At 38.6% G+C, this 23,185-nt stretch carries 23 protein-coding genes and 2 pseudogenes; 3 read left to right on the top strand and 22 right to left on the bottom strand.

Features of this window, described 5'->3' with window-relative positions:
* Positions 1–44 precede the first annotated feature (44 nt).
* The gene (locus AB6E54_RS20615) at positions 45–530 is read left to right on the top strand and encodes a methylated-DNA--[protein]-cysteine S-methyltransferase (RefSeq protein WP_371725423.1); all 486 of its coding nucleotides are present in this window, start codon (positions 45–47) and stop codon (positions 528–530) included.
* A gap of 108 nt (positions 531–638) precedes the next feature.
* Positions 639–827, top strand: a complete 189-nt coding sequence (locus AB6E54_RS20610) for a hypothetical protein (RefSeq protein ID WP_017063158.1) — start codon at positions 639–641, stop codon at positions 825–827.
* Between the two features lie 15 nt (positions 828–842).
* On the opposite strand, the gene AB6E54_RS20605 is transcribed toward AB6E54_RS20610, so the two are convergent.
* From AB6E54_RS20605 to AB6E54_RS20510, 20 genes and pseudogenes are all read right to left on the bottom strand, one after another.
* On the bottom strand, positions 843–1,166 hold the full coding sequence (locus AB6E54_RS20605; protein ID WP_017063157.1) for a nucleotidyltransferase family protein: 324 nt from the start codon (positions 1,164–1,166) through the stop codon (positions 843–845).
* Complete coding sequence (locus AB6E54_RS20600; RefSeq protein ID WP_017093683.1) at positions 1,156–1,602, bottom strand: HI0074 family nucleotidyltransferase substrate-binding subunit; 447 nt, start codon at positions 1,600–1,602, stop codon at positions 1,156–1,158. The genes AB6E54_RS20605 and AB6E54_RS20600 overlap by 11 nt, the downstream gene beginning before the upstream one ends.
* Before the next feature lie 350 nt (positions 1,603–1,952).
* Positions 1,953–3,485: a 2,3-bisphosphoglycerate-independent phosphoglycerate mutase gene (gpmM, locus tag AB6E54_RS20595; protein WP_061019347.1), complete on the bottom strand. Its 1,533-nt coding sequence runs from the start codon at positions 3,483–3,485 to the stop codon at positions 1,953–1,955.
* 226 nt (positions 3,486–3,711) lie between these two features.
* Positions 3,712–3,894 carry a hypothetical protein gene (locus tag AB6E54_RS20590; protein ID WP_017063154.1) on the bottom strand — a complete coding sequence of 61 codons (183 nt, stop codon included), beginning with the start codon at positions 3,892–3,894 and terminating at the stop codon, positions 3,712–3,714.
* A gap of 130 nt (positions 3,895–4,024) precedes the next feature.
* Positions 4,025–5,962, bottom strand: a complete 1,938-nt coding sequence (locus AB6E54_RS20585) for a polysaccharide biosynthesis protein (RefSeq protein ID WP_372107339.1) — start codon at positions 5,960–5,962, stop codon at positions 4,025–4,027.
* A gap of 313 nt (positions 5,963–6,275) precedes the next feature.
* Entirely contained in the window at positions 6,276–7,280 is a 1,005-nt protein-coding gene (locus tag AB6E54_RS20580) for an NAD-dependent epimerase (protein WP_372107340.1), read from the bottom strand.
* Positions 7,281–7,290: 10 nt separating this feature from the next.
* Positions 7,291–8,457 carry a nucleotide sugar dehydrogenase gene (locus AB6E54_RS20575; RefSeq protein WP_372107342.1) on the bottom strand — a complete coding sequence of 389 codons (1,167 nt, stop codon included), beginning with the start codon at positions 8,455–8,457 and terminating at the stop codon, positions 7,291–7,293.
* Positions 8,458–8,974: 517 nt separating this feature from the next.
* A complete protein-coding gene (locus AB6E54_RS20570; protein WP_372107344.1) occupies positions 8,975–9,523 on the bottom strand; it encodes a sugar transferase in 549 nt (182 codons plus the stop codon).
* On the bottom strand, positions 9,520–10,440 hold the full coding sequence (locus tag AB6E54_RS20565) for an NAD-dependent epimerase/dehydratase family protein (RefSeq protein WP_372107346.1): 921 nt from the start codon (positions 10,438–10,440) through the stop codon (positions 9,520–9,522). The genes AB6E54_RS20570 and AB6E54_RS20565 overlap by 4 nt, the downstream gene beginning before the upstream one ends.
* Positions 10,437–11,645 carry a glycosyltransferase family 4 protein gene (locus AB6E54_RS20560; RefSeq protein WP_372107348.1) on the bottom strand — a complete coding sequence of 403 codons (1,209 nt, stop codon included), beginning with the start codon at positions 11,643–11,645 and terminating at the stop codon, positions 10,437–10,439. The genes AB6E54_RS20565 and AB6E54_RS20560 overlap by 4 nt, the downstream gene beginning before the upstream one ends.
* A 1-nt stretch (position 11,646) precedes the next feature.
* Positions 11,647–12,777 carry a non-hydrolyzing UDP-N-acetylglucosamine 2-epimerase gene (gene wecB / locus AB6E54_RS20555; RefSeq protein WP_372107350.1) on the bottom strand — a complete coding sequence of 377 codons (1,131 nt, stop codon included), beginning with the start codon at positions 12,775–12,777 and terminating at the stop codon, positions 11,647–11,649.
* 9 nt (positions 12,778–12,786) lie between these two features.
* A complete protein-coding gene (wbjC, locus tag AB6E54_RS20550) occupies positions 12,787–13,890 on the bottom strand; it encodes a UDP-2-acetamido-2,6-beta-L-arabino-hexul-4-ose reductase (protein ID WP_372107352.1) in 1,104 nt (367 codons plus the stop codon).
* The gene (locus AB6E54_RS20545; protein ID WP_372107354.1) at positions 13,890–14,927 is read right to left on the bottom strand and encodes a polysaccharide biosynthesis protein; all 1,038 of its coding nucleotides are present in this window, start codon (positions 14,925–14,927) and stop codon (positions 13,890–13,892) included. Before AB6E54_RS20545 ends, wbjC begins: the two co-directional genes overlap by 1 nt.
* A gap of 4 nt (positions 14,928–14,931) precedes the next feature.
* Positions 14,932–16,017 (bottom strand): glycosyltransferase family 4 protein, encoded by a 1,086-nt coding sequence (locus AB6E54_RS20540; RefSeq protein ID WP_372107356.1) that lies wholly within the window; start codon positions 16,015–16,017, stop codon positions 14,932–14,934.
* A complete protein-coding gene (locus tag AB6E54_RS20535) occupies positions 16,004–17,041 on the bottom strand; it encodes a glycosyltransferase family 4 protein (protein WP_372107358.1) in 1,038 nt (345 codons plus the stop codon). Before AB6E54_RS20535 ends, AB6E54_RS20540 begins: the two co-directional genes overlap by 14 nt.
* Entirely contained in the window at positions 17,038–18,117 is a 1,080-nt protein-coding gene (locus tag AB6E54_RS20530; RefSeq protein ID WP_372107359.1) for a glycosyltransferase, read from the bottom strand. The genes AB6E54_RS20535 and AB6E54_RS20530 overlap by 4 nt, the downstream gene beginning before the upstream one ends.
* A 27-nt stretch (positions 18,118–18,144) precedes the next feature.
* On the bottom strand, positions 18,145–19,101 hold the full coding sequence (locus AB6E54_RS20525; protein ID WP_372107361.1) for a hypothetical protein: 957 nt from the start codon (positions 19,099–19,101) through the stop codon (positions 18,145–18,147).
* Between the two features lie 365 nt (positions 19,102–19,466).
* Positions 19,467–19,952, bottom strand: coding sequence for a DapH/DapD/GlmU-related protein (locus AB6E54_RS20520; protein WP_372107363.1), 486 nt, complete (start codon positions 19,950–19,952; stop codon positions 19,467–19,469).
* Entirely contained in the window at positions 19,945–21,153 is a 1,209-nt protein-coding gene (locus AB6E54_RS20515; RefSeq protein ID WP_372107365.1) for an oligosaccharide flippase family protein, read from the bottom strand. The genes AB6E54_RS20520 and AB6E54_RS20515 overlap by 8 nt, the downstream gene beginning before the upstream one ends.
* 289 nt (positions 21,154–21,442) lie before the next feature.
* Positions 21,443–21,968: pseudogene (locus tag AB6E54_RS20510) on the bottom strand (IS5/IS1182 family transposase); the annotation flags it as partial.
* A gap of 221 nt (positions 21,969–22,189) precedes the next feature.
* On the opposite strand from AB6E54_RS20510, the gene AB6E54_RS20505 reads away from it, so the two are divergent.
* A complete protein-coding gene (locus AB6E54_RS20505; RefSeq protein ID WP_372107367.1) occupies positions 22,190–22,354 on the top strand; it encodes a hypothetical protein in 165 nt (54 codons plus the stop codon).
* Positions 22,355–22,446: 92 nt separating this feature from the next.
* Here the strand turns inward: AB6E54_RS20505 and AB6E54_RS20500 are convergent.
* Together AB6E54_RS20500 and AB6E54_RS20495 are read right to left on the bottom strand one after the other, a co-directional pair.
* Positions 22,447–22,899, bottom strand: a pseudogene (locus AB6E54_RS20500) (transposase); the annotation flags it as partial.
* Between the two features lie 17 nt (positions 22,900–22,916).
* Positions 22,917–23,185, bottom strand: a 269-nt coding sequence (locus AB6E54_RS20495) for an ISAs1 family transposase (RefSeq protein WP_372169016.1), incomplete at its 5' end; no start/stop codon positions are given.

Genomic DNA, 23,185 nt, shown 5'->3' with positions numbered 1-23,185 from the left:
CGAAGAGCTTGAGAGCAGAAAAAGACTAAAAAAAGGAAGATGACATGGAAGACACCACTTACAAAATGTTCTATGACGCACCAATTGGCAAGATGATCATTGTTAGCAATGGTGTGTCGCTTATTGAAATTGACCATGTAAATCACGAAGAGCTAATGATTAGCAATCCAGATGACCTTTGCCAACTGGCAGCGAAACAGTTAGATGAGTACTTCGCAGGTCATCGAATAGAATTCGATTTGCCATTAAGAGCGATAAAAGGCACTGACTTTCAAAAAGTAGCTTGGCAAGCTTTAACAACCATTCCTTATGGCGAAACCATCAGTTACGGTGAACAAGCAAAGAGAATGGACAACCCAAAAGCAGTAAGAGCTGTGGGTGGTGCAAATGGCAAGAACCCATTTAGTATTGTTGTGCCTTGCCATAGAGTCATCGGCGCGAATGGAACATTAACCGGCTACACCGGCGGTATGAATCGCAAAGAGTGGTTGTTAGATTTTGAGCGTTCGATCTTAAATAAAAAGAAGTAAACCTTATCTCACTAGATCAATAATATAAAATTTCGCCATCAAGAAGCGCCATTATCACCAGACAACATATAGTCTATATTTAAAATTTCATACAAAGAGGTGATGGTAATGTCCACTGATACGATTGAATCTTATGAAGATCGAAAGCGTAGAGATGGAGCTATAGCGCTAATGAAACTATTATCGTTTTCTATTGATGATAAAAAACATGACCGAGTCAATTCAGGTACTCAGATTCGAGATAAACTGGCAAAACGTAAACAATCGGTTCAAGAATCAACATCACCGTTACGCTGATAATAATACGTTGGGTTACTTTAGTTTAATCCCATAAGTGTCAATATGGGCAAGTAACTCGCTTGATGTAATTCTATGCTTAACGAGCAAGTCAACCTTGAATGGAAGCGACGACTGTTCTAAACGATCTTGCAAGCCTGCGACGACACTTAACGAAATCCCATGCCCCTCGATAACAATATCGATGTCGGAGTTATCTTTATAAGTTCCAAGGGCTCTAGAACCGAATACCCAGGCATGAATGACTGCGGCATGACTCAAAACAATATCCTCAATCAGCTGATACTGATGAGGCTTAAGGCCGACCGAGTCTGGTTTAACCAAATAACTATCGATCACATTTAACCTCTTGTTCGCATTGACCCTCTTGATCACATTTAAGCTTTAAATAGAGTGTGACTTGCCCTATCACTGGTGAAAATGACTCTAAGATCAGTGACTGAGCTTCAAGGACATTTTCCTCATCATAGGTGTGGGACAATAAATTTCGTTTTATGAGTGCTTCAAGCATAATCTCACACTGCTCCGAAGACAGGTGCTTAGCTTCTAAGGCCGTACGAAAAACGCTCCTCGGCGAAGCCACATCAAACCCTTCAAACTCAAGTAAGTCTTTAAGGGTCTTCCATGTCAGTTCGAAAGAAAATTCAAAAGTTTGTACTAACCCAGCGAGCTCTAACTCATTGTAGCTATCTTGTGAGCACGCTCTCTCAAGCCTTTGCTGCGCTTTCATTAAGTTTTGCAGTCGTTGCTTCCAACGGTCTGGGTTTGAGTTCATATAAACAGCCTAAATATAAGGTAAAAGACAAGTATAGTATGAGCCTTAAGCTACCTAATCATTCAAGAAATGTCACTCTTTCGATATTTATCAAGGCCGTTCTTTTCGTCTTTTGTTTAAGGTCGTGTCCTTCTGTTCCCCTCTGCATGTTTTTCTTACCCAATACCTGTCCTTAAGCTCTTCGCTACTCGTTTACCCGTATCTCACATCACGCATCCGTTCTTAAGCTCTTCTCATCTCGCTTACTCGTATCTCACATCTATAAAAAAGCCCGCACTTTGAAGTGCGGGCTTTCAAAATCGTTAAAGCTCAACGTGAGCCGCTGAGCCAAACAACTATTTAACTACTGACTATTTAACGATCACATCACCTGACATTTCTGCCGGGATTGCGATACCAGACAGAGAAAGCATCGTTGGTGCTAAGTCAGACAGCTTACCGCCCTCTTTGAACTCAACGTCTTTGCTGCCCACGTAGATAAGTGGCACTGGTAGGTTCGTGTGCGCCGTGTGGATGCCGCCCGTTTCTGGGTTAACCATCATTTCTGCGTTACCGTGGTCCGCTGTGATTAGCAGTTGGCCGTCAGCTTCTTTGATTGCTTCAACCACTTTACCAAGACATTCGTCTAGAGACTCTACCGCTTTAACCGCTGCATCATAAACGCCAGTGTGGCCAACCATGTCACAGTTAGGGAAGTTACACACGATAGCGTCGTATTTGCCGCCTTTGATTGCTGCAACAAGCTTTTCAGTTAGCTCTGGTGCGCTCATTTCTGGCTGTAGGTCGTACGTTGCTACTTTTGGAGACGCAACAAGCTGACGCTCTTCGCCTTCGAACTCGTCTTCTTTACCGCCGTTGAAGAAGAAAGTCACGTGCGCGTATTTCTCTGTTTCAGAGATACGTAGCTGCGTTTTACCTTCCTTCGATAGCCATTCACCGTAAGTGTTCTCTAGAGAAGCCGGTGGGAATGCACATAGAAGCGGGATGTCTGCTGCGTATTGAGTCAGCATAACGAAATCGATCGCTGGGAATACGTTACGAGCAAAACCATCGAAATCAGGAACGAATGCACGTGTAATTTCACGAGCACGGTCAGCACGGTAGTTCATGAAGATAACTGCATCGCCATCTACAATAGCGGCAGACTCTTCGCCTTCTGCTTTGATTTCAGTCGCTTTTACAAACTCATCGTTTTCATCACGAGCGTAAGCCGCTTCTAGGCCAGCTACTGCAGTGTCGAATGTGAACTCTGCTTTTGCTTGAGTCAGCAGGTCGTAAGATTCTTGAACGCGATCCCAGTTGTTATCACGGTCCATTGCGTAGTAACGACCAATAAGCGAAGCCACACGGCCTTTACCTAGCTTAGCGAACAACGCTTGAAAGCGTGCAAGTGTGTTTTCTGCGCTACGTGGCGGTGTATCACGACCGTCTAGGAATGCGTGTAGGTAGATTTTCTCTGCGCCACGCTCTGCTGCCATTTCAACAGCTGCGTAGATGTGATCTTCATGAGAGTGAACGCCACCTGGAGACATAAGGCCCATGATGTGAACCGCTTTCTCAGCTTTCACCGCTTTATCGATAGCGTTAACCAGCGTTTCAGTTTGGCCGAACTCACCATCTGAAATTGACTTAGTAATACGAGTAAGATCTTGGTATACCACGCGACCCGCACCAATGTTGGTGTGACCCACTTCAGAGTTACCCATTTGGCCATCAGGTAGGCCTACATCTAAGCCAGAAGCCGAGATTAGCGTGTTAGGTTGGTTAGCAATAAGACCGTCTAAAACTGGAGTCTTAGCGTTCGCGATAGCGTTGTCTTGGTTGTCTTCACGGTAACCGTAACCGTCAAGGATCACTAGAGCCATTGGCTTCTTAGCTGACATAGGACTGACCTCGTTCAATTCAAAATAAATCGGTATAAAAACAAATTAGCGTAATTTTACTACAGTTTACAGTCAAAACTGTAGTGGAAGATCAAGAAAGGGCGCAGGTAGGATGATCGAATGTGAAAAAAAGCGTCATTTTAGAAGGGAGTAAAGTAGGGATATGAATACTTATATCCCCACCATCCATATTGAAAAAGCGGAACAACGGTAGCCTCACGACTCTTCAGTTTAGAAGATTAATCTCAGTGTCATGCTCTTCATCATCGTCCTGTGATTTTAGATCATGCACTGCTGGTTGCTCTATCACTGTGGTTTTGTTGGTAACATATTGAAAGCTAAAATCATCCCACAATATTTGATCCAAACTTTCTTCAATTTCTTGATTAGATGAAATATCTATTATCATGATTACTGCCTCATATCGCTATTAAAGCTCATAGTAATTATGGACAATAAACAGAACACCTTCGAAAGAATTGTGTAAAAAACACGCTAACGGAAGGTCATAATTCAAATAACCGAACCCAATATCGGTTCTAGGCTCTAGGCTCTAGAAGGAGCTCTTCTTGGTTCTGAGCAGCATTCCAAACCAAATCCCCTATCCCATCTGTCGGCTTAAACCCGGTTGGTGCATCGAGAAGAAGCTGGCGAATCGCATCATGTTGTAGGTTATGACAAGCAAAATCCAAAGATTCAAGTAGCGTGTCATATTCATTAATCGGTAAGAACACTTCTTGTGCCGTCATGATTCGCTCATGAGCGGTTGGGGATACATTATCGCCAATCAATAACTCTTCATAGAGCTTCTCACCAGGGCGCAGGCCGGAGAACTGGATTTCAATATCACCATGAGGGTTCTCTTCATTCTTAACAGAAAGGCCTGAAAGGTTGATCAAGTTTGCTGCAAGGTCTGTGATTTTGACCGATTCGCCCATATCAAGAACAAACACATCACCGCCTTTACCCATAGCGCCCGCCTGAATAACCAGCTGCGCCGCTTCAGGGATGGTCATAAAGAAACGGGTAATATCGCGGTGGGTAACAGTAAGTGGGCCACCGGCTTTAATCTGCCTTTTAAACAGAGGAATAACCGAGCCAGACGAGCCAAGTACATTGCCAAAGCGAACCATACAGAAACGTGTACCGTGCTCTTTTTGGTTCTCTTGCTCAGCCAAAGCTTGCAGGCCTAATTCCGCCATACGCTTGGTGGTGCCCATCACGTTAGTTGGGCGTACCGCTTTATCTGTCGAGATAAGCACAAACGATTCAACACCCGCTTCAATCGCCGCTTTAGCCGTATAGTAAGTCCCGTAAACATTGTTACGTACGCCTTCTATCACGTTGTACTCGACTAGAGGAACGTGTTTATAAGCCGCAGCATGATAAACCGTTTGGACACCAAAAGATTGCATTGAGGTTAACAAGCGATGCGAACGCTGCACCGAGCCTAGTAAAGGCACGATTTCAACATCGTAACCTTTGGTTTCTTTAACTAAAGAAAGCTCACGATCAATTTGGTACAAGCCAAATTCAGACACTTCAAACAACACTAATGTTTTAGGTTGTTGTTTAAGGATCTGACGACAAAGTTCAGAACCAATAGAGCCGCCAGCACCGGTCACCATCACCACTTTGCCTTTGATGTTGGCTTCCATCAGAGCTTGCTGAGGTGCAACTGCATCACGACCGAGCAAATCTTCAATAGGTACATCGGTAAGCTCATCAATTTTTGCTTTACCTGACACAATATCCGCCATTTCAGGAACGGTTTGAATCTCAACGGGCAGCTGCGCCAGCAAATCCAATACTTGCTTACGGCGAGCGCGAGAAGCGCTTGGGATCGCGAGCAAGATTTTAGAAACATCGTGCTTCTCAATCAACCTTTCCGCTTTGTCTAATACAATAACGGGCAAACCCAAAATCATCGTATTGGTGAGCGTTTTATCTTCATCAATGAACGCGCGTACTCGATAGTTTTCAGACGCTCTTAACGCGACAGCCAACTGTCGGCCGCCTGAGCCCGCACCGTAAATTAATACTTCTTGACGTGAATCTTTCGACGTCGTCGCGACAAGGTTGCGAACCACCAAACGAGAGCCGCCACATAACAAAGCTAAGTAAGCACCGTAAATAATAGGCACCGTACGAGGGACTGGTTCTTGCAGGTAATACGCAAACAGAGCCAAAGATATTGCCGACAATATTGCGCCTGCCGTTACCACAAACAGCGCTTGAAAGGTGAGATACCTAAGTACTGCGCGATAAAGCCCTAATTTAGTAAAAATAAGCACCGTCATTATTACTGTTAAGCCTGTCAGTAATAAGTTGTCGCCATCATTCAAAAATTGGAAATCGCCTAGCCTTGTCCACAACGCAATGTGCAGAGCAAATATAATGAGTAAAGCATCAATAGAAACACTAATAACCCGCTTTTTAAAACGAGAAAGGTGCCATATGAAGTTTAGACGTTGCATAAAGTTATTCTTATTTATGAGTATTTAATAAACCACAAAGACTGCATGAGTGGGATGTGTTGAACATTATTTAAATTAGCAAAGAGAACTTGCAAAAGATAACCCGAATATTTAATTCGCGCTTTAATTTGTTATTGGTAAAAAAGCCCCGATTGCTTAAAAAACTTTAGCCTATTGGGGTATTTTAGACCAACGAAGAAGAGAGTTTACACGCACAATGCTCTCATGCCTGAGACTCTCAAACCACTAAGCCAATGATTATAAGAACAAAGGACGAAAAGAGAAGAATTAACTCTAAGAACTAGGAATTATCTTACTTGCCGTAGAACTCGCGGTACCACTGAATAAATTCAGCGACTCCTTCTTTAACTGTTACCTTCGGTGTATAACCTGTCGCTACAAATAAATCTTGTGTGTCCGCATACGTTTGGTATACATCACCAGGTTGCATTTCTCTGAAGTTTTTCTTCGCTTCAACGCCTAGCTCGTCTTCAATTGCCTTCACAAAATCCATCAAGTTGATTGGTGAGCCATGACCAATGTTATACACCGCATAAGGCGCAGAACTGGTTGCTGGAGAACCCGCTTCTACTGTCCAGTCGTTATCACGCGTTGGCACCACATCAGCGATACGTACTACCCCCTCAACAATATCGTTTACGTGGGTGAAATCACGCCACATATCACCATTGTTGTTGATATCAATGGTATCGCCATCAAGGATCTTCTTAGTGAAAATAAACGGTGCCATATCTGGACGTCCCCACGAGCCGTACACAGTAAAGAATCGCAGGCCTGTGGTCGGAATATCGTATAGGTGAGAGTAGCTATGCGCCATGAGTTCGTTCGACTTCTTAGTCGCAGCATACAATGAAACGGGGTGATCCACCGAATCTGACGTTGCAAACGGTGTTTTAGCATTCAACCCGTATACTGAACTTGAAGAAGCATAAACCAAGTGCTTCACTTTATTGTGACGACACCCTTCCAGAATATTCAAATGACCGACTAAATTTGAATCTGCGTAGGCATGTGGGTTTTCAATGGAATAGCGAACCCCCGCTTGCGCAGCCAAGTGAATCACTTGGTCAAATTGCTCCACTTCGAACAAGTTAGCTACGCCATCACGATCAGCGATATCCAAATGAATCAATTTAAAGTCGTCATGTTGGATGCGACCCAAGCGTGCTTCTTTCAATGCGACATCGTAATAGTCATTCAGGTTATCGACACCGACAACCTGATGGCCTTTCGCTGTTAATTGCTCGACTACGGCACTACCGATAAAACCCGCCGCACCCGTTACCAAATATTTCATAATTTCTTCCTTAATCTGAACCGAATAGATCGCGCGTGTACACTTTGTCTTTAACATCCGCAAGTTCTTGGGCCATGCGGTTTGAGACAATCACATCACAGCTTGACTTAAACTGCTCAAAATCCGTTAACACTAATGAGCGGAAGAACTCTTTCTCTTTCAACTCTGGTTCAAACACTACAACCTCAATACCTTTTGCCTTCAAGCGTTTCATAATGCCTTGAATGCTTGAAGCACGGAAGTTGTCAGAGCCTGATTTCATCACTAATCGGTAAATACCAACGCGTCTCGGGTTTCTTTTAATAATCGAATCGGCAATAAAATCTTTACGTGTGGTATTAGAATCCACAATCGCTCCAATAATATTATTTGGTACATCCGAATAGTTAGCACGCAGTTGCTTAGTATCTTTTGGTAAGCAGTAACCACCATAACCAAATGAAGGGTTATTATAATGCGAACCAATACGAGGGTCTAAACTAACACCATCGATAATTTGACGCGTATCTAACCCGTGAGATTCGGCATAAGTGTCTAGTTCATTAAAGTATGCAACACGGAGTGCTAAGTAGGTATTAGAGAACAGTTTCACTGCTTCAGCTTCGGTTGAATCAGTGAACAAAATCTCAACGTCTTTTTTAATTGCGCCTTCTAACAACAAGTTCGCAAAAACTTGTGCACGCTCGGAGCGCTCACCCACCACAATACGTGATGGATGCAGGTTGTCGTATAAGGCCTTACCTTCACGCAAGAACTCAGGAGAAAACATGAGGTTTTCACATTCTAGCACTTGTTTAATACGCGCGGTATAACCCACAGGTACGGTCGACTTGATCACCATCACCGCATTTGGGTTAATCGCCATCACATCTTTAATTACCGCTTCAACTGAAGAGGTATTAAAGTAGTTAGTTTCAACATCATAATCAGTAGGCGTAGCGATGATAACGTATTCAGCATTGGAATAGGCTAACTCTTTATCGAGTGTCGCGATGAAATTAAGCGATTTATTGCTGAGGAAATCTGTAATTTCCGCATCAACAATGGGGGATTGCTTATTATTTAGCATCTCTACTTTTTCTTCGATTATATCAACCGCAATGACTTGGTGATTTTGCGAGAGTAACATCGCATTGGATAGGCCAACATAGCCCGTACCTGCTATCGCTATTTTCATTTTTATATTCTCTAACACAACTTTATATTTAGTATTGATAGGATCTTATTAATATTTAAGATGTATTTCTTTACAAAAGGTCAACTGAATGGAGAGGTATTTACATATTTCCAATCACTATATAACAGGTCAAATATTGCACCTGAAGTTTAATAATAAATATGGAGCAACCAATACGCAAATTTTTAAAATAGCTTACCTTATACACTATTTTAATAACAAGCCTTTACATGTAAAAAATTGGATACTTACCATTACAAGGAAAATCACAGTTCATATTTCCACCTACCGATTGGTATAAGACAGCATGACCAATAATGTGAAAGCCAACGACAAAAATTGGAACAGGAATGGAATTAGACGCCGTCAAACGCTTAACTAGTGCAGTTTACGTTTACAATAGCACAATGTAAATATCGAAGCCTCGCGTTTTCAAAAGTTTAGTACGTTAATGCTCAAAAAGGAAAAACCTCATAAATCAGAACCATACAGAAAAATATGAGTTCAACCCTATTAATTATTTAACGGCATCACCTGAGCCACCACCAGTGACGGTCATAATAATATACTTGAAGTATTCTTTAATTGTCAGCACATCTATCATTTCCCTATCAGTTTTAGCTAATAGTTTCGGCGTCGACATATCAATGTTTTGCACCTGCGCTAAACCAGTGATACCAGGTAACACATCATACACACTGTATGCATCACGTTCTTTGATTAGCTCCTCTTGATTAAACAAATTAGGCCTAGGCCCTACCAAGCTCATTTCACCTCTAAGAACATTAATAAGTTGCGGAAGCTCATCGATCTTTGTTTTTCGCAAAAAAACACCTATCTTTGTGATCGACGAAGTGTCAGCTAAATGACTGGCAACTGATTTTGTCTCGACAGTCATCGTCCGAAACTTAATTAACTTGAATGGCTTCTTATTACGACCAACACGCTCTTGGATAAAAATAGGAGCCCCTGTATCGAACATACCCACAATAATAACAGTTAATAAAATAGGCCATAAAAGCAATAAGCCTATAAAGGCTGCGATAAAGTCTAGTAATCGTATCATTTTTCTTGTTTTCTCAACGTTTGCAATGACGACATTGCCTGTTTCATAGTAAAAGGTGGTGTCCAGCCAAGTATTTCCTTCAAATTGGAAGAGTCAACTTCAAGGTCACCTAATAACTGCTCAACCATTGAAGACTTTCCAATTGATTTCGCAAACAGACGCATGACACTTGTAGGCACAGGAAACTGAAAGATTGTCTTTCCTAACCCTTCAGCAATTGCATCGGTGAACTCTTTGATTGATACGGTTTCATTATCACTCGCCAAAAAAGTATTTCCTGGTGCATTAGGATGAACTGCACATGTCAAAAGTAAGTCTGCTAAATTTTGTACGGCAATAAAGTCGCGTCTATTACTTACTAGACTAAATGGCAAAAATGGTAGTTTTTCAACTAATTTAGTAAGCATACCAAAGTTACCTGGGGCGCACGGCCCGTACACTAAAGTAGGTCTAACAATCACCACTTCCAGCCCTAATTCCTCAGCAATTTTCTTAAGCTCGAGTTCTGCTTCGTATTTGGATTGAGCATACGTATTATGTGGATTAACTGTTGAATCCACTGTAAATGGCAACTTGTTCGTATATGTACCATTTACACCAATAGAGCTAACAAATACAAAACGTTGAACACCATGCTTAGATGCCTCACGAGCTAAGCGCAATGCCCCCAAAACATTCACGTTTTCATAATCAATAGAAGTAAAACTATTTGAATGTGCTAATCCAGCTAAATGGATAACGACATCAATACCATCAAAAGCACCTACCCAATCTGTCTTTGCATCTAAACTATCAATAGTAAAAAATGATTGATAGTTATGCTGTTCACCCTCACGAACAACATGTCTATGTATACTTCCTAAAGAAGCAATGTTTTTTCCAATAAAGCCCGTAGAACCCGTCAATAGAACGTTCATAACATTACCGTTTTCGCAACTTGATTAGCTATGGCATTTAATGCCTGTTCCTCAGAGAAAGTAGATTCTAATATCTTTCTGGTTTGAGGCATCCTTTCCGAACAATTCAACTTTGACACTCGATCAATGAGTGGCGCCAGTTCTGGAACTTTGTCATTATTGCAATACCATCCAAGATTAAATTCTGAAAGGAGGCGTTCTAGCTCCGAATCTTTATCGCCAACGTAGATAATAGGCTTATTAGCCGCCATAGAAAAATATGCTTTACTAGGCACCCCCAATCCGAACATACCTGACGCCAACGTCACTAGCGCGACATCACAAGCATTCAAACCCAAGTTGTTCTTCTCTAAATCCAAATTACCATAATAATGAATTCGTTCATAACCGACTTCTGAATTTATTTTATGAGCTACCCCCCGGACTTTTTTAACTTCTGAACCACAACCAATAAATAAAAAACGACTATTTTCACATTTAGTGTTTTCAATAGCTTCCAATAATTTGTCAACTCCTTGTAACCGCCCCATATTACCAAAGAACTGAAATACTACATTATCCTGCCAACCGAGATCAGTAATTATTTCATTATCTTTCTTAGATAGCTCTGTGATTCGTTCTGTTGATGCCCAGTTTGGTATAAACTCAATATTACTTCCCTTGCCAACCTTCTCATCTAATAACTCCTTCATATCTCGACCAATACATATTAAGCTCTCAGGTGAAGAATAGACACTTTTTGACAAGGTGGTCAACAGACGGTAGGGTAAACTAGATTTATTGAGAATTTCTGCTGGAACTAGATTATTAGGAAAAACATCATGAACCAATACCAACCACTTAAAAGGCTTGACCAGTTTTAATAAAGCCAATCCAAACATTGTTATTATTGGATTAGTCCCAGAAAATACCAAATCCACACTTCTTATTTCTAACTTGACACTACGAATAAACGATATTGTCTGACCCAACTGGCCTTTAAGTCTAGAGAAAAGGCTATTTTTGTTGTGTTTAGCCAATTTCACATATCGTGTTTCAACTGAATAATTTTCAGAAAAATCCCTAGCATGAACTGTATCGGGTGTAATAAGAACTACGTCGTATACTAATCCCAACCTCTTTACAATTTGCGACCAATAATAAGCAGTTGAATTATGGTTCTCGCCGATATACTCGGCGAGAATAAGAATTTTTTTTCGGCTCACTTTAGTACTCTTTCCATACAACACGTTTAACGTAATCTGTATAAGAATGAACTATACGTACGACCTTGTCAGATACATTTGGCATAGAGTAATCATAAACTGGGCGTAGCAAACGTTCATCACCACTTGGTTGAGATTCTAAGATTTTTAAACCTTGCAGTACACGCTCAACCTCCAAACCAACCATCATAACAAATGCTTCTTCCATCCCCTCAGGTCTTTCATGAGCTTCACGTAGGTTTAACGCTGGAAAATTCATGATTGAAGATTCTTCATTTATGGTACCGCTATCAGAAAGGACCGCTTTTGCGTTCTTTTGAAGATGGTTGTAATCATGGAAGCCCATTGGCTTAAGCAATTGAATATTGTTATGAAACTCTAGTCCCTGAGCCTCAATGCGGTTTCTCGTACGTGGATGAGTAGAAACGATCAGAGGTAAATCATAGCTCTCAGCAACCTTGTTTAATGTTTCTGCTAACTTGGCCAATTGCTTAGGAGAATCAACATTCTCTTCACGGTGCAAACTCACTACGAAGTACTCGCCTTGGCTAAGTTCCAGTCTTTGAAGAATATCTGAAGCATCAATCTGACCCATATAATGATTCAGAACTTCAAACATCGGACTCCCCGTCTTGATCACACGATCTGCTGGTAAACCTTCAGCTAAAAGATAGTCACGAGCGATAGTACTGTATGTAAGGTTGATATCAGCAGTGTGATCAACAATACGGCGGTTTGTCTCTTCAGGAACACGTTGGTCAAAACAACGGTTACCCGCTTCCATGTGGAAGATTGGCACTTTTCGACGCTTTGCAGGCAGTGCCGAAATACAAGAGTTAGTATCGCCTAGCACAAGCATTGCTTCTGGCTGTACTTGCTCAAGAACTTCATCCACTTTGATAATGACTTGACCAATAGTCTCTGCTGCATTCTTACCTGCTGCATTTAAGAAGTAATCTGGCTTACGAACACCAAGATCATTAAAGAAAACTTCATTTAGCTCAAAGTCATAGTTTTGCCCAGTATGTACCAGAATATGTTCACAATGCTCATCTAGCTTAGCAAGTACACGAGACAAGCGGATAATTTCAGGACGGGTGCCTACCACTGACATTATTTTCATTTTTTTCATCATTTTACCTTACAGGGGTTTAGCAATTGTATCAGGTGCTTCTCGGTCGAAAATTTCATTCGCCCATAACATAACGATCAACTCTTCAGAACCAACATTAGTCACATCGTGTGACCATCCTGGAACCGTCTCAACAATCTTTGGATTGTTGCTATCAACACTTAATCTATGACGCTCGCCAGTGATCACGTGCTCAAATTTGAACAAAGCTTCACCTTTAATCACTAGGAATTTTTCATTCTTAGTATGATGGTAATGACCGCCGCGAGTAATACCTGGATGTGCAGTAAAGAACGAGAATTGACCAGCCTGCTTCGTCTTTAACATTTCACAAAAGACGCCCCTTTCGTCCCCATAGCTAGGAACTGTGTAGCTAAACTGACTTGGCTGCATGTAACTTAAGTAAGTCGAATACAGAGCGCGTTCTAGACCAGTCCCCACATTTTCAGTAATTAAACTATCACGGCTTCCTTTGAAATCCTTAAGCGTGTCAGCAACATAACCAACCGTAGTTGAGTACTCAGGAGTTACTTTGATCGTACCAGACGAAGTATCACCATTTAACAGAGCCATCAAACACTTACAAACATCATCTATATAAATTAACGTAACAGGTGCATCAGGGTCGTGAATATTGACCTCAATATCATTAAGAATGTTATGACAGAAGGTTGCTACGAAAGAGTTATAGTTTGGACGGCACCACTTCCCAAATACATTTGGGAAACGGTAAATAAAGCAAGGCGAGCCTGTTTCCTGCCCATAAGCTTCTACAATTTTCTCAGCTTTCGCTTTACTAGCACCATACGCATTGTCACTAACGGCTTGTATTGATGAGCTGATCATCAATGGAACTTTACGACCATTAGACTTCAAAGTGGCAACAATGTGAGAAGTTAAGTCTGCATTACCTTCTTTAAATTCTGATTCATTCTTAGGACGATTAACACCCGCAAGATGAAATACAAAGTCAGCTTGAGCCAATGCTTCGTTCAACTCACTTACAGAAGTGTCACGATCAACTTCGGTAACTGTGTATTTATCTTGCTCTTTAAGAAGCAAAGATAAGTTCTTTCCAATGAATCCTTTCGCCCCAGTAACTAAAACTTTCATTACACACCTTCCGGAACATTAACGCTACCAGCTTCAATGTCTGCGATAAAATCTAATTTATGAAGCAATTTAACCATACCGTCTACATTCAAGCGCTCAGTATTATGAGAGTTATAATCTTCAATAACACTTAAGTCCTGCTCACCCTCTTCAACGTATTGAGAATAATTCAAATCTCGATTGTCAGATGGAACTCGATAGTATCCACCCTGATCTTCAGCAACAAACATCTCCTCACGACTACATAGTGCTTCATATAATTTCTCACCATGACGCGTACCAATAATGTCTACCTGATGATTTGGCTTATCCGTGATTTGTAGCAAGGCCTTAACCAAAATTTCAATTGTCGCTGCAGGAGCCTTTTGTACAAAAACATCACCATTTACACCATGCGTGAATGCATGTAATACAAGGTCAACGGCATCATTCAAAGTCATCATAAAGCGAGTCATGTTCGGGTCTGTAATAGTGATTGGCTCACCGCTTATAATTTGACGTAAAAATAAAGGGATAACAGAACCGCGAGATGCCATAACGTTACCATAACGTGTTGCCGATATTACGGTCTTTTTAGGATCTACATTACGTGATTTAGCAACGATCACTTTTTCCATCATCGCTTTAGAAATCCCCATAGCATTAATTGGGTAAACCGCTTTATCTGTGCTTAAACAGACAACTCGCGACACTTCATTTGCGATACAAGCTTCTAATACGTTTTCAGTACCTAGAACATTTGTCTTTACAGCTTCCATTGGATGGAATTCACACGAAGGTACTTGTTTAAGAGCTGCAGCATGGTAGACAAAATCTACACCACGAGTAGCAGAAAGAATCGAATTATAATCACGAACATCGCCTATATAGTACTTAAGCTTAGATGAGTTGTATTTTTTACGCATATCATCCTGTTTCTTCTCATCTCTTGAAAATATCCTAATTTCCTTAATATTTGTATTAAGAAACCTATCAAGAACAGCATTACCAAAAGAACCTGTACCGCCAGTTATAAGTAAAGTACCTTCACTAAACATATTTTCAACCTATAATATTTTCAATTCGAGCGCAAAAAGCGCTTGTGGTAAAACAATCAAAGTAAATTTTTCTATTAAACATAGAAATCCGATCAAGGTCATTTGGTCCTAAAGATTGTATTTTATCTGCGATATCGTTTGCATCAGACACTTTGCAAAACAAGCCATTATCACCATCTTTAAATATGTCTGCTATACCTCCAACATTAGTGGTAACAACAGAGCACCCACAACTATATGCTTCTAGAATTGATAGTGGTTGCCCCTCATCATAACTTGGTAAAACAAAAATATCTGCCAAATTAAAAAGCTCCCATTTTTGGTCCCCATAGACAGGTCCATAAAACTTCAAACGGCCAGATAAAGCACTTAAAACATCACTAATTTCCTCTTTAAAACAAGGCTCAATACTACCAGCAATGTGGATATTATATTTATTAGGATCAAGTTTTTTGACTGCATCTAGAAAGTCAAAAATGCCTTTATCCTTCATCAAATTACTAAGGAAAAGAATATCAATTTTGTTTTTTTCGTAACCTAATTCAATTGTTGAACTTCTATCTACACCATTCCAACATACAACTGATTTTTTTTTGTCTACTAATTCAATGTGATCATTACGAATTGAATCACCTAAAAATATCACTCTATCAGCACAGAGCAAACCCAGTTTGATTAATCCCTTAAATATAAAATTCGTATTATTATAATTTATTTTTAGTCTTGAACCATGAAAATGAACAATTGTTTTTTTTGATAAAATTTTGGACAATATAATAAAAGGAAGTGTTCTAATAAACCCTAAAGCTGATTGTGGTGGTGTAATATACAGTATCGCTCTTCTACTAATGATAATAGCTATGCAACCATTAATAAGATTTAGACAACTAAAGAGGAAATAGAAAAAATCAAACTTTCCTTGCTCTTGCTTACTTTTTATCTGATCGCCGATGGAAATATCAAACTTACTTACATTAAAAAGATTACTATTACGAAAGTACTCAAACAGCATCAAATTGGCCAGGCTCATACCATGAATAGGATCAGGAAAAGGTCCAATAATCAGTATTTTCTTTCTAGTTTTTGACATATGACAAAACCTGCTTCTCTATCCTATTTTCAATTTTGTAACGTCGAGTGTTATTAGAATAGAAACTATAATCGCTCGATAGTTCGTCTAAAGCAAAGATTAAGTCTTCAAGTGAATTATCGTTGAATACAACTCCAGTTTTAAACTCCTCTACTAAATCAACTTTACATCCGACTTTTTGGCTAACAACTACAGGTAAGCCTACAGATAGAGCCTCTTCTACAACTAACCCCCAAGGTTCTGACAAAGAGGGAAGAACGAGTGCATCATGTTTTAGATATATACTATGTATATCGCTATTGTTTTGATAACCAAGAAACTGAACTTTGTTACCAGCTTCTTTCTCTAGTTCGTTCTTCAAAGGACCATCGCCTACAATTGTTAGGTTATGGTTTGACATATTTATAGCACGAATAAGTAAACTAAGGTTTTTTTCTTTTGCTAATCTACCTACGAACAAGAATTTTAATGAGCTATTATTAGGTACGTCCCTTTTATTAATTTTAAAGCTAGGTAATTTAGGGATTCCTACTCCATGGCTAAAAATCACTCTTCCTTTAAAACCTAGCTTTAAGACAAGTTCTTGTTGCAAGAAGCCAGAGACTAACGCCTCATCAAAAAACTGAATATAAGCTTTCTTTACCAAACCAATAATACCTGTTGTTTTTGATTCATAAATACTGCTTTCAATAATTATGCTTTTCTTTTCTCTGACGAAAGGTAGTATAGGAATTAGCTCAATTATCTCCCACCCAGAAAAGTAAATCTTTTTGAATTTTAAACTTATAAGAACTTTGCAAACATTAAGTAAAACACCAATTTTGTTCCTTCCTTCGAATTCGCCATCTTCGATAAAAGTGTGAGGGAAATTTATATTTTTAGACATAAAATCACCACTACGAATAGCGGATTTTTTAGATATGAATATTACATATATACTCTTACTTTTGGATATCTCATTATAAAGGCTAATTTTATAAAAAGATGGGACATTGGTAATATACAAAAAATCGAATTTATTCACTCTCGGCTTCCTTGGGCTTTTAGTTCTATATAATCATCAATAATATCTTTAACTCTATCATTAACCTCATGACCATCATTAATTAACCGAGCATAGCCAGCTGAGGCAATTCTATCTAACTTCCTGGAATCAGAAAGAAGGTTTTTTACTTTTTCAATCAGTTCAATATCTGAGTTGAAAAAACAAGCCTCCAGATTTGGTTCAAACATAGTAGCAAGATCGTCAGTATGCTCACTTAACATTAAAGTGCCAGTAGCAGGAATCTCAAAACACCTTCTTGTGTAAGTGTCTCTATTCAATTTGGACAAAAAAACTAGCGCTATTTTCGCTCGATTGATTGTCAAATTGTAATCTTTATATACTGGTTTTACTAAACCATTGAATTTTACAATATCTTCGTATACTTCAGATTTTGACCATCCTGTACCATATAACTTTACATCAACCCCACTCCTCAATAATTTTAGAATACTATGATCTCGACCGTCATTTTCAAAGTGACCTATAAATAATACGTCTATATCCTTTTCAACTTCAGTGGATCTAAAATTATTTTCTGTGACATAATAGGATCTGAGCAATTTTACTTTTTCAATACCAAGACATAAATAATCATCTATGTTCTTCTTTCTATACGCATATACCAGATCGCAAGATTTTGACATTTTCTTATGTAAACGCCAATAATAAAATGGATAATTACTTGAAAATGGGTCATCATTATTATAACTAAATACTATTGATTTTTCAGTCTTGATCTTATCAATTGTGCTTGACCATACATGTGTACCTCTATATATCAAAACAAGATCAGGTTTATAACTCTTCACTTTTTCAATCAGATCACAATTAATATTTTTTAACGCTGGACCAATAGTAAATTTATTTTGAACTCGAAAATAAATTGACTTTAATTTATTACCATCATTAGAATAATGATTTGGATATTGATATTTAAAAAAATAGTCTAACCATTCAAAATGTTCTACTTCCCAATCAAGTTTTTCAAATGGCTTTGTAAAAGAGTCGGCATATAGATGAGACGAAAAACCATCGGAAACAATTAATACTTTCATTCTAACTTCCATTTTAAAATAACACTATCATGTTGATAAAAACTCTCTAATAACTCGATTGTAAATATAGAAAGCCAACATACATAAAATGGCAAATACTCCATACTTAACAAAAACAACAGGGCTATATGCAAGCCATCTAGGGAAAGTTATGATCAATGATATGGCATATATAGCTAAAAACATATTTACTTTATTTCTATAAAGCCCAAGATATAAAGATACTACTAACCAGATCCCAGCAAAAAATGGTCCTAACCATCCAAGCCAAACGTAAAAATAAGCAGAAATTAATCCTCCTCCACCAGCGCCAAAGCTTGTTTGATCCAAAAGAGCTAAATTGCTTGTTTCTTGAAAGCTTGAACCATACAAAAAAATATTAAATATGAATGATAAAAAACTCATAATCCTTAGCTCGCTTGTCCAAAACCCACTATCAGCGAGACCAACCATTCTAGATGATGCTTGCATTACATCACCAAATTGACTTGAAACAATTCCTGTTTTAGGTACTGAAAATAGCATCTCCATTGAGAAATCCCCTCGTAGCGCCCTCGAAATAAGCTCAGGGTTACTCCTAATAACTCCTACGAAAGTCATTAAAACTAATGCAAGTAAACCCATCGATATGAGCTTTTTCTTATCAATATCACGACCAAAATCGTAGGCCATATATAGAAAAGCGAGGCCGGCTTGTAGCGCTTCGATCCTCCCACCATAAAGAACACTCTTTAAACAAAAGTAAATCAAGCAGATTAAAGTTACAGTTTTTTGTACAAACGAGCTGGAAGTATATATTTGAGAAATAACAAAGAAAATAATTGCATACTCAAATAGAGCCGATTTGTTGCTATCATTACTTCCGTAACCACTACTGATAACTGTGTCACCACTTATTCCAACATGGCTTAATGCTAAAAAAAACAATATTGATGAATAAAAAACCACAACGTTACTGCTTCGTATAGCTGATACTGGAAACATATTTCTTTCCTTCACTTTCAAAGCCAAAAACAAGAAGGGAAGTAAAAATAAATTGTATAAAACCAGAGCTTTGCTTATATGATAAGCATCTTGAAATGAGTTCCAATAAGATATTCTCAATCCAAAACTAAAAAAATGCCTCATTTCAATAACATACAACAAACCAAATACAAGTATGATTAACACCGGTATGTCTCGACGAAATCTAACCGCGAGTGAAACATTAACTAGCGATACGAAGATATAAATCAAATGCATCTGTTTTTCTAATAAAAAAAGTGATATAGAAATGTATGTGAGTATGATGGCGAAAGAAATAAAAATAATATCACTAACGGCATGAAATCTTAAATTCATTATATATTCTACACCTCAATTTTTCTTATTAGCCTTGCTGGAACACCTGCAACAATACTATTAGATTTAATATTTTTTGAGACAATACTGCCTGAACCTACAATTACATTATTGCCTATTGACACACCGGGGAGGACTATAGCTCCGGCTCCAATCTGAACATTATCCCCTATAGTTACAGGAGCGTTAAAGTGCTCTTTCGACGAAATGCCACTCTCCAACAAACTTGTAGTAATAATCATTGCCCCCGCAGATAAAGCTACACCGGTACCTAAATCTACCTTATCTGTCGCGTTAATATAAACACCATGATTGATTGTAAGGTTATTTCCAACTCTAACATTTTCAGGTCGTATTATTTTAATCCTCCCCCAAACCATTAATTGCCTTCCAGTTTGTATGCGAAAACCATAATATAACGACCTTACCTTTGCTATATAATAGTCAAGATAACGAAAAAAAACATTGATCAGTGTTCTTAGATATTTACCCAAAAAATTTACTCTCTTTTAATACACCTAGCATCATCACAAATAACATCAAAAACTGCGCAAATATAATAATGGCAACAACATGCTCACCTTGCGAAAGTAAATATAGTCTAGGTAGAAAAACGACCGTCAACATACACACCACAGTAGCAGCATTTATTAAAGCCATTTTCTTTCTTAACACAAGATACCTCGACAATAATGAATTTAGGCTTACACACAATGAGAAAATCAAAGATAGAAAAACGACAACATCTATACTTACTAACTCCGTCCCTAATATATAACTTAAAGCTTCGTCCAGCCACCCGCGAATAATAAAAGTAAAAGAAATCAATGAAATAAATAAAGCAACAATAGCAATAGCTATTTTTGACATAAAGACAACAATAACTTTATTGCTGTTATTTTTTTTAGCCATTATAGGGTAAACGGACTGCATGAATGAAGAAGTAAACAAGTTCAACATAGACGATATTTTATTAAAAACATCATAGTAAATCATATATGAAATCCCTCCATGCTTTAAAACCAAATTTGATGCTAATGCAGGTATCACACCAACTACAAACTGAAAGCTAAAAATTGAAGAGGCATTTTTAATCATTAATAAAATTTCAATAAAGTTAATCTTAGGCCAACTTAATCTACCGTTAATATTAAGATAGTAAACTAAAGAAATAATAGAATTACTAACAAACCAACAAACGAAAACATATTCTACATTATCAAATGGTATAGCTATCAGCACTAAAAACGCCAATTTGCCAATCACGTTACTCATGGCTACTACTTCCATTCTTTCCTTTACTTGGTAATACCACAACAAATTAAAGCACAATGGGAACACAGATAAAGATGAAAGAACAGCTACGTTTGCACTCACCTTGTTGGTATAAATTAAAAAAAATATAATACTTATAGATGCAAAGGCGTATAGAATTAATCTAGTATAATATATTTTAGTTATCATTTTTGCCAAAAAAAAATCATTTTTATCGGCACATTCCCTAACTAAATAAGTATCAAAGGAATAATTCAAAATCAACAATACAAGTTGAGACTGAATGAATGCAAAAATATACTCCCCGTATCCAGTCGCACCTAACCTACTAATTATAATAGGCATACATACTATATTAACCACAACTGAAAGAACATTCGCCATTGACATGGCCAATGTGTTTTTAAATATATTAATCATTAGTCTTATTTAAAAACCCCTAAATAAATTCATGATTGGTAGTTTAATTAAAACACAATAAGATCAGAAATCCATATTTAAGTAAACACTACCTTCATACAAAGATAGAATACTCCTCCAACCTTAAGAACGCCTCGAAAAGTCACGAATGCCTCATAATTGCTATAACCTTTAAAGATACTCAAGATTCATCGCACACATCGTTCTTTTGTGTTCATACTCACTTTTACTATCGTTTCACTCTCCAACATGTTCAATCACATCTGTAGGCGAGCAGCCTATTTCGTGTATTTCTTAAGATCAATCGTCCTTCTAACAACTGTTTAACTCGATACATCGCTGTTTCTGAGAGTGAACATTGGGGTTTCCAACACTTATTTGAGCGATCTAATTTCTGGCAACCCACTGCATGATTTCTTGAGTGGTAGCGGCCCCAGAATGCTGCTCCTTCTCTTGGGGAGCAAGCGCAACTGTTCGCTTAATCTTAATTGCATAGTAACAGGCTCTCGTATCGATAAACGTCATTACCAGAAACCTCAAGGGTGCTTCGCCGTGTTTGTTTGAGTAAGTTCGGGAGTACTTCTTCATCTACTCCGTATTTTTGACTTTCTATCCACCTTCGTCATAAAATTTAGGGCCAGTTGCATTAATAACTAGGGTTGTATCACTCTGCAACTTATTACTAGGTAATACGAGCAACTTAACGGAACATAGGCTAGCTTAAATATCTAGTCGACAAATCCTTACAGTATTTTCGTTGCATAGAGGAAACTAACGTTTAACCTGAGCGCAATAGTAATTACTAAGTCACTGAATCAACGAGGCCTTACTTGGTTTGCTTTTCACCCAGCCACTTAGCGCTTCTTCAGAAATCCAAAAGACCAGATAACCGCGGCTAATGAGTGGGCGTCGTATAGATTCTAGTTGGTTGCTTAGCCGTAAGGCTACGAGAGGTAGTAGACGTAGCTGATCAGATCGTAGTTCTAGGTTTGGTTCCGCTGAATTACGGCCAGAGCTTCGACTTAGAAAGTACACCATGAAAAAAGCCATTCAACCGCTTCAAAAAATCGAACCGTTCAAACTTTTAACAACTGCCACTTGCAAAATTGTGCTCAGCTTTGCCTTTCTATCGATAATCTGGAATGACCCCCAATTTATTTATGGCGCTATCAAAAAAGCAATAAAAATGGGCTGTAAATAGCTCATACGTTATTTAAGAATCATGCGATAAAACTAGCTAACAAGATTAGAAAACTGAATACCTGATAAGCTACAAAGCCCTTAAAAATGAACTATTTGTGGATTTAGCCTGAAAAAGGGGGGCTCGATTGGGTTTAGATTCAGACTATAAGGTGGAAGGTAGTGAAGCTCAATATTCAAGAAAAAAGCAGTATCTCTGACTAGATCACTACGATGGTACTCCGCGCCACCTTAAATGATGTGGAGCTTGTGTTCTAATGGATAACGTTTCTAATTTGGCAGAAAAAGCGAACGATGCTTTCACTGTTTATAGTTTCGTAATCATTAATAATAGTGCCACTAATGTCGTTAAGATTCAAAGCACTAATGAGGTTTAAACGACTTCGACTTCCCGTTGTTTCAACCGCTTTATCATGCCCTCTTCGTATCCAACCATGCGATATCTTGGTTGCTTGAGTAGGAAAACAGCATCAATGAATAAATCGACTCATCCTTGCCAGAGTTTGCTTTGAGCGCTTCATAAGCTTCAATAAAGGCTTTCTGTTTGGTTTCACAGGGCAAGATTACGAAGCCCCTTGCCCTGCAAGGACTTGCGAAAGGTAAGCGCTATTGCGGTTCGCTTTTTTCTGCTTTCTTTTGATCCCTGCTTTGAAGCTGATTTCTTCCGTCAGCAGATTTAAAGCTATATGTCTTATAACTGCTAAATTCTCACCGGCTTGCTCTCGACGTATCCGACATTCATCTTCTTTAAAACCAACGTCTAATCGCCAGTGCATTTGATTTTCAATGCTCCAATGTGCTCGCGTGCTCTCTAGTAAAGCTTTAGCCGTTA

It is taken from the genome of Vibrio sp. 10N.247.311.49 (assembly GCF_041467655.1).
Taxonomy (GTDB): domain Bacteria; phylum Pseudomonadota; class Gammaproteobacteria; order Enterobacterales; family Vibrionaceae; genus Vibrio; species Vibrio crassostreae_C.
The sequence above is the reverse complement of the archived record's forward strand: the minus strand, read 5'-3'. Positions and strand labels throughout refer to the sequence as shown.

What these genes read in the sequence shown, in the direction of transcription:
- AB6E54_RS20530 (WP_372107359.1), bottom strand. Translation starts at nt 18,117, where the DNA reads ATGAAAGTATTAATTGTTTCCGATGGTTTTTCGTCTCATCTATATGCC.
- wecB (WP_372107350.1), bottom strand. Translation starts at nt 12,777, where the DNA reads ATGAAAAAAATGAAAATAATGTCAGTGGTAGGCACCCGTCCTGAAATT.
- AB6E54_RS20565 (WP_372107346.1), bottom strand. Translation starts at nt 10,440, where the DNA reads ATGAACGTTCTATTGACGGGTTCTACGGGCTTTATTGGAAAAAACATT.
- AB6E54_RS20515 (WP_372107365.1), bottom strand. Translation starts at nt 21,153, where the DNA reads ATGATTAATATATTTAAAAACACATTGGCCATGTCAATGGCGAATGTT.
- AB6E54_RS20540 (WP_372107356.1), bottom strand. Translation starts at nt 16,017, where the DNA reads ATGTCAAAAACTAGAAAGAAAATACTGATTATTGGACCTTTTCCTGAT.
- wbjC (WP_372107352.1), bottom strand. Translation starts at nt 13,890, where the DNA reads ATGAAAGTTTTAGTTACTGGGGCGAAAGGATTCATTGGAAAGAACTTA.
- AB6E54_RS20600 (WP_017093683.1), bottom strand. Translation starts at nt 1,602, where the DNA reads ATGAACTCAAACCCAGACCGTTGGAAGCAACGACTGCAAAACTTAATG.
- AB6E54_RS20570 (WP_372107344.1), bottom strand. Translation starts at nt 9,523, where the DNA reads ATGATACGATTACTAGACTTTATCGCAGCCTTTATAGGCTTATTGCTT.
- AB6E54_RS20615 (WP_371725423.1), top strand. Translation starts at nt 45, where the DNA reads ATGGAAGACACCACTTACAAAATGTTCTATGACGCACCAATTGGCAAG.
- AB6E54_RS20525 (WP_372107361.1), bottom strand. Translation starts at nt 19,101, where the DNA reads ATGTTTCCAGTATCAGCTATACGAAGCAGTAACGTTGTGGTTTTTTAT.
- AB6E54_RS20585 (WP_372107339.1), bottom strand. Translation starts at nt 5,962, where the DNA reads ATGCAACGTCTAAACTTCATATGGCACCTTTCTCGTTTTAAAAAGCGG.
- AB6E54_RS20610 (WP_017063158.1), top strand. Translation starts at nt 639, where the DNA reads ATGTCCACTGATACGATTGAATCTTATGAAGATCGAAAGCGTAGAGAT.
- AB6E54_RS20505 (WP_372107367.1), top strand. Translation starts at nt 22,190, where the DNA reads ATGAAAAAAGCCATTCAACCGCTTCAAAAAATCGAACCGTTCAAACTT.
- AB6E54_RS20590 (WP_017063154.1), bottom strand. Translation starts at nt 3,894, where the DNA reads ATGATAATAGATATTTCATCTAATCAAGAAATTGAAGAAAGTTTGGAT.
- AB6E54_RS20545 (WP_372107354.1), bottom strand. Translation starts at nt 14,927, where the DNA reads ATGTTTAGTGAAGGTACTTTACTTATAACTGGCGGTACAGGTTCTTTT.
- gpmM (WP_061019347.1), bottom strand. Translation starts at nt 3,485, where the DNA reads ATGTCAGCTAAGAAGCCAATGGCTCTAGTGATCCTTGACGGTTACGGT.
- AB6E54_RS20575 (WP_372107342.1), bottom strand. Translation starts at nt 8,457, where the DNA reads ATGAAAATAGCGATAGCAGGTACGGGCTATGTTGGCCTATCCAATGCG.
- AB6E54_RS20580 (WP_372107340.1), bottom strand. Translation starts at nt 7,280, where the DNA reads ATGAAATATTTGGTAACGGGTGCGGCGGGTTTTATCGGTAGTGCCGTA.